This window comes from Herminiimonas fonticola, assembly GCF_003293745.1.
Taxonomy (GTDB): Bacteria; Pseudomonadota; Gammaproteobacteria; order Burkholderiales; family Burkholderiaceae_D; genus Oxalicibacterium; species Oxalicibacterium fonticola.
Window position 1 is genome coordinate 1 of the sequence record NZ_PTLZ01000009.1, and the last position, 5,261, is coordinate 5,261.

The 5,261-nt window shown below is 51.4% G+C and carries 4 protein-coding genes; 3 read left to right on the forward strand and 1 reads right to left on the reverse strand.

What is annotated here, in order from left to right; genetic code table 11:
- Positions 1-36: 36 nt before the first annotated feature.
- Genes Hfont_RS14935 through Hfont_RS14945 form a run of 3 tightly spaced genes read left to right on the forward strand, consistent with a single transcriptional unit; the run spans position 37 to position 5,080 of the window.
- Positions 37-1,527: an efflux RND transporter periplasmic adaptor subunit gene (locus Hfont_RS14935; RefSeq protein ID WP_112993225.1), complete on the forward strand. Its 1,491-nt coding sequence runs from the start codon at positions 37-39 to the stop codon at positions 1,525-1,527.
- On the forward strand, positions 1,524-4,676 hold the full coding sequence (locus tag Hfont_RS14940; protein WP_112993226.1) for an efflux RND transporter permease subunit: 3,153 nt from the start codon (positions 1,524-1,526) through the stop codon (positions 4,674-4,676). The genes Hfont_RS14935 and Hfont_RS14940 overlap by 4 nt, the downstream gene beginning before the upstream one ends.
- A gap of 17 nt (positions 4,677-4,693) precedes the next feature.
- Positions 4,694-5,080: a copper-binding protein gene (locus Hfont_RS14945; protein ID WP_112993227.1), complete on the forward strand. Its 387-nt coding sequence runs from the start codon at positions 4,694-4,696 to the stop codon at positions 5,078-5,080.
- Positions 5,081-5,122: 42 nt separating this feature from the next.
- Here Hfont_RS14945 and Hfont_RS15235 read toward each other — a convergent pair whose 3' ends face one another.
- Entirely contained in the window at positions 5,123-5,230 is a 108-nt protein-coding gene (locus tag Hfont_RS15235) for a hypothetical protein (RefSeq protein ID WP_421801003.1), read from the reverse strand.
- Positions 5,231-5,261: the final 31 nt, after the last annotated feature.

Sequence of the window (5,261 nt, forward strand, 5' to 3'; positions counted from 1 at the left end):
GCTTCCACATGACATGGCATCTGCAGGAGAAATGAAATGAAATCGAAATTCGCATTGAAAGCGATAGTCTTGGTATTAGCAGGTGCAGGTCTCGTGTTTGTCGGGTATTGGTTCGGCACGCAAAGAAGTATGGATGACGCTACATCTGGCACAGCAACTGAGAAAGTTGACCCGAAGACGGGGCGTAAAGTCCTGTATTGGCATGACCCTATGGTTCCGGGAAACAAGTTCGACCAGCCAGGTAAAAGTCCTTTCATGGATATGCAATTGGTTCCGGTTTATGCGGATGAAGGTTCAGCAGATGGTGGCGTAAAAATTAGCCACACACTTCAACAGAATCTCGGTATCCGATTTGCAACCGTAAGACGCGAAGAAGTACGGGATGTATTTGAAATGGTTGGCACAACGCAGTTTGATGAGAGCGCTTCGGAAGTCGTGCAAAGCCGCGTGACGGGGTATATCGACAAACTGTATGCCCGTTCACCTCAGCAGCGTATCAAGCGCGGTGAGGCAATTGCTTCTATTTTTGTTCCCGACTGGATTGCGCCGCAAGAGGAGTATCTGGCACTCAAGCGTGGCGGCAATACCGAACTGGCGGCAGCCGCTAGACAAAGAATGCGCGCGATGTCCATTCCGGACGGATTGATCAATCAGACGGACCGTAGCGGCCAATCACAAAAGCACTATACGCTGACATCCCCAGTGGCCGGCGTCATCACCGAGTTGTCCGTACGCGATGGCGCGATGGTAACGCCCGGCATGACCATTGCAAAAGTCGCCGGTTTGAACAAAGTGTGGCTGATAGCGGAAGTGCCCGAGGCACTGAGCAATGCAGTCCGTTCCGGCATGACGGTGGAAGCTACGTTCTCAGGCGATGCAAATAGAAAATACAACGGCAAGGTTAGAGAAATCCTGCCGGGTATCAGTACCGCGACCCGGACCTTGCAGGCACGACTGGAGCTGGATAATCGTGATGGCAGCCTCACGCCGGGCATGCTCATGCGCATCCGTTTGAATGCCGAGAAGCCAGTTTCGCGACTTCTGGTTCCGAGCGAAGCCGTGATTGCGAGCGGCAAGCAATCCGTCGTTTTGGTGCTTGGCGAAAACAACAGCATGCAACCGGTGATTGTGACGACTGGCCGGGATACAGGAAACGATACCGAGATTTTGAGCGGGTTAACTGAAGGTCAGAAAGTAGTCGCGTCCGGACAATTTCTTATCGATTCGGAAGCTAGTTTGAAGTCAGTGTTACCCAAGTTTGCTGGAAGTACACAGACGATGCAGCCATCGGCAACCGCTGTTCACCGAGGCATTGGGACGGTAGAGAAAGTAACGCCAAAAGCGTTGACCCTTTCGCACAAGCCGATTCCGGAACTTGAGTGGGGTGCGATGACGATGGATTTTAACAAGTCACGTCCTGAGTTATTTGAAGGGATAAAAGCCGGACAGGAAGTTGAGTTTTCATTCAAGGAAAATGACGACGGTTACCTGCTCGAAAGCGTCAAACCGGTGGGCGGCAAGCAATGATTGCGCGAATTATTCGCTGGTCCATTGCCAACCGATTCTGGGTTCTGCTTGCTGCGGTCGTCATCGCAGGATGGGGTCTGTGGTCGTTGAACAAAACACCGTTGGATGCGCTACCCGACCTGTCGGACACGCAAGTCATCATCCGCGCCCAGTATCCCGGCAAGGCTCCCCAGATAGTTGAGGACCAGGTCACTTACCCACTGACCACAGCACTGCTAGCGGTCCCGGGTGCCAAAACCGTTCGCGGTTACTCCTTCTTTGGCGACTCGTTTGTTTATGTTCTGTTTGACGACGTCACGGATCAATACTGGGCTCGCTCAAGAGTATTGGAATACATCAGCCAGGTGCAAAGCCGTTTGCCTCAAGGTGTGAGCGCCGAGCTTGGACCGGACGGAACGGGAGTAGGTTGGATATTTGAATACGCACTGGTAGACCGTACTGGAAAAAATGACCTCAGTCAGTTGCGGACATTGAATGACTGGTTCTTGAAGTTCGAGCTTAAAACCGTTTCAGACGTCGCTGAGGTCGCTAGCATCGGTGGCATGGTGAAGCAGTATCAAGTCATCCTCGACCCAGACAAGTTGCGTGTATTCGGCATCTCTCACGCAAAGGTGCTGGATGCATTGGCGAAAGCAAATGAGGAGTCCGGTGGTTCGATCGTTGAGATGGCCGAGACCGAATACATGGTGCGTTCGCACGGGTATTTGCGTTCACTGGAAGATTTCCGCAATGTTCTACTAAACGCAAATGATGCGGGCACGCCAGTATTGCTAGGGGATGTGGCGACGGTACGTATAGGTCCAGAAATGCGTCGCGGCATTGCCGAGTTGAATGGCGAAGGAGAAGTCGCAGGTGGCGTTGTTGTCATGCGCTCCGGCAAGAACGCGCTTGAGACAATCAATGCGGTCAAGGCCAAACTCGCTACTTTGCAAAGCTCGCTTCCCAAAGGCGTGGAAATCGTCACAACCTACGACCGCTCCAAATTAATTACGGCGGCAGTGACCAACCTCCGTGACAAGCTGATTGAAGAGTTTGTCGTGGTCGCACTGGTCTGCGCGATTTTTCTATTTCATTTACGCAGTGCGTTGGTTGCCATCATCTCGCTACCCTTGGGCGTGCTCGCTGCTTTCATCGTGATGCGCTATCAAGGCGTTAACGCCAATCTGATGTCCTTGGGCGGCATCGCCATCGCCGTAGGTGCGATGGTCGATGCAGCGATTGTCATGATTGAGAATGCGCACAAGCATCTGGAAGCCTATTCGCACTCGCATCCAAATCAGGAAATCAATGCGAAAGAGCGGTGGGACTTGATTGCAGAGTCGGCTATTGAGGTTGGACCGGCGCTGTTCTTCTCGCTACTTATCGTTACGCTTTCTTTCATTCCGGTATTCGCCTTGGAAGCACAGGAAGGCAAGTTGTTCGCGCCGCTTGCCTATACAAAAACCTACACCTTAGCTGCGGCAGCCGGACTGGCGATTACGTTGATACCAGTATTGATGGGGTACATGATTCGCGGACGTATTCCAAGCGAGGCATCGAATCCGATTAATCGCGTACTGATACGAGCGTACCGGCCTTGGTTGAATGCAAGTCTGGCGCATCCGAAATGGACGATTGCGATTGCGTTTTTTGCTCTTGCCCTGACAGTGATTCCTCTGTCTAAACTTGGTGGCGAATTTTTACCACCGCTGGACGAAGGTGATTTGCTGTACATGCCTTCTGCATTGCCCGGACTGTCTGCATCCAAAGCTAGTGAACTGCTGCAACAGACAGACCGCCTCATCAAAACCGTACCCGAAGTCGCTACGGTCTTTGGTAAAGCCGGCCGAGCGGAATCGGCGACCGACCCTGCACCGTTGGAAATGTTTGAAACGACGATTCAGTTCAAACCGAAAGACCAATGGCGTGCCGGTATGACATCCGCAAAGCTCATTGAAGAACTGGACCGGATAGTCAAAGTTCCAGGACTATCGAATGTTTGGGTGCCGCCTATCCGTAATCGTATCGACATGCTGTCAACCGGTATCAAGACACCTGTCGGTGTGAAGGTATCCGGTGCCGACCTCGGACAAATCGACAAAATCGCCACGCAAATTGAAGCCGTCGTCAAAAAAGTGCCGGGGGTGACTTCTGCATTGGCGGAACGTGTAAGCGGTGGACGTTATATCGATGTCGATATCGACCGAGCAAAAGCAGCGCGATATGGCCTTGCGGTGACGGACGTGCAGTCGGTTATTTCATCTGCGATTGGCGGAGAAAACATTGGTGAAGTTGTAGATGGACGCCAACGCTTTCCCATCAATGTTCGCTATCCACAGGATTACCGTAACTCGGTGCAAACGCTGCGTGACTTTCCTATCGTCACAGAGCGAGGTGCACAAGTCAGGCTGGGAGATATTACGACCATCAAGGTGACTGATGGGCCGCCGATGATACGCAGCGAGAACGCACGGCTTTCTGGCTGGGTCTATGTCGATGTGCGTGGAACCGACTTGCACTCAGCCGTGAAGGCAATGCAGGCTGCAGTTGCAAAAGAGGTAAAGCTCCCTCCTGGATATTCAATAGGCTGGTCCGGGCAGTTTGAATACCTGGAGCGAGCCGTCGCAAAATTGCAAACAGTGATTCCTCTCACGCTGGCCGTTATCCTCATCCTGCTGTACTTGGCATTTCGCTCCATATCGGAAGCATTCCTGCTTATGCTGACCGTACCTTTTGCACTTATCGGTGGCTTCTGGTTTGTGTGGCTACTCGGTCATGCCGTTTCGGTGGCTACTGCGGTTGGGTTTATTGCCTTGGCCGGATTGGCAGCTGAATTTGGCGTCGTGATGCTGGTGTATCTACGCAATTCATTGAACCAGCGATTGCAGGCTGGACTGCCGTTGACCAAGGAACTCATTGCGGAAGCGATTCGAGAAGGAGCTGTACTGCGAGTGCGACCTAAAGCCATGACAGTGGCGGTTATCTTGGGAGGACTTATACCAATTATGTTCGGCAGCGGTGCCGGCTCTGAAGTAATGCAACGGATTGCAGCGCCAATGGTTGGAGGAATGATTACCGCACCGTTGTTGTCGCTTTTTGTGATTCCAGCAGCATGGCGTTTACTTCAAGAACGCAAATTACGTTTAGCAGTTCGAAACAAATCAATTTAACTACTAAGGAGTATCAAATGAAAAAATCGCTTTTAAATTTGGCAGCCGTCTGCGGCTTCTCTCTGCTGACTATCAGTGCTTACGCTGACCAAGGTAGTAAAGGTATGGACATGGGAGGGATGAAGATGGAAGGTATGAAACTGGACAAGACGCCAGAGAAACCAGTGAGCGCAAACTCTTTATCGGATGGTGAAGTTAGATCTGTTGATAAAGAGAACAAAAGCATTACGTTGAAACATGGACGTATCAAAAGCTCGACGGTAGAGATGGGCCCGATGACCATGTCTTTTCCCGTGAAGGACAAAACATTGCTATCCAATGTGAAGACTGGCGACAAGGTGAAGTTTACTGTCGAGAACATAGATGGAGTTTCGACAGTTACAACACTGTCTGTTCAGAAGTAGATGCAGGAACGTTTCACTGGCGTTCTGCTATCGAAAACTAGCTCATTTAGCAGGGTGGATGACAGGGAGGTTTATCTGGAACTTGTTCCATCCGTTTTGTGAGCTAGCTTTCACGGTACCGCCATGCGCTTCAACAATGGATTTGACAATTGCTAAGCCGAGCCCGGCACCAGATTTCCGT

Bases quoted from the DNA above. Each gene is read 5' to 3' on its own strand.
- Hfont_RS14935 (WP_112993225.1), top strand. From the start codon at position 37: ATGAAATCGAAATTCGCATTGAAAGCGATAGTCTTGGTATTAGCAGGT.
- Hfont_RS14940 (WP_112993226.1), top strand. From the start codon at position 1,524: ATGATTGCGCGAATTATTCGCTGGTCCATTGCCAACCGATTCTGGGTT.
- Hfont_RS14945 (WP_112993227.1), top strand. From the start codon at position 4,694: ATGAAAAAATCGCTTTTAAATTTGGCAGCCGTCTGCGGCTTCTCTCTG.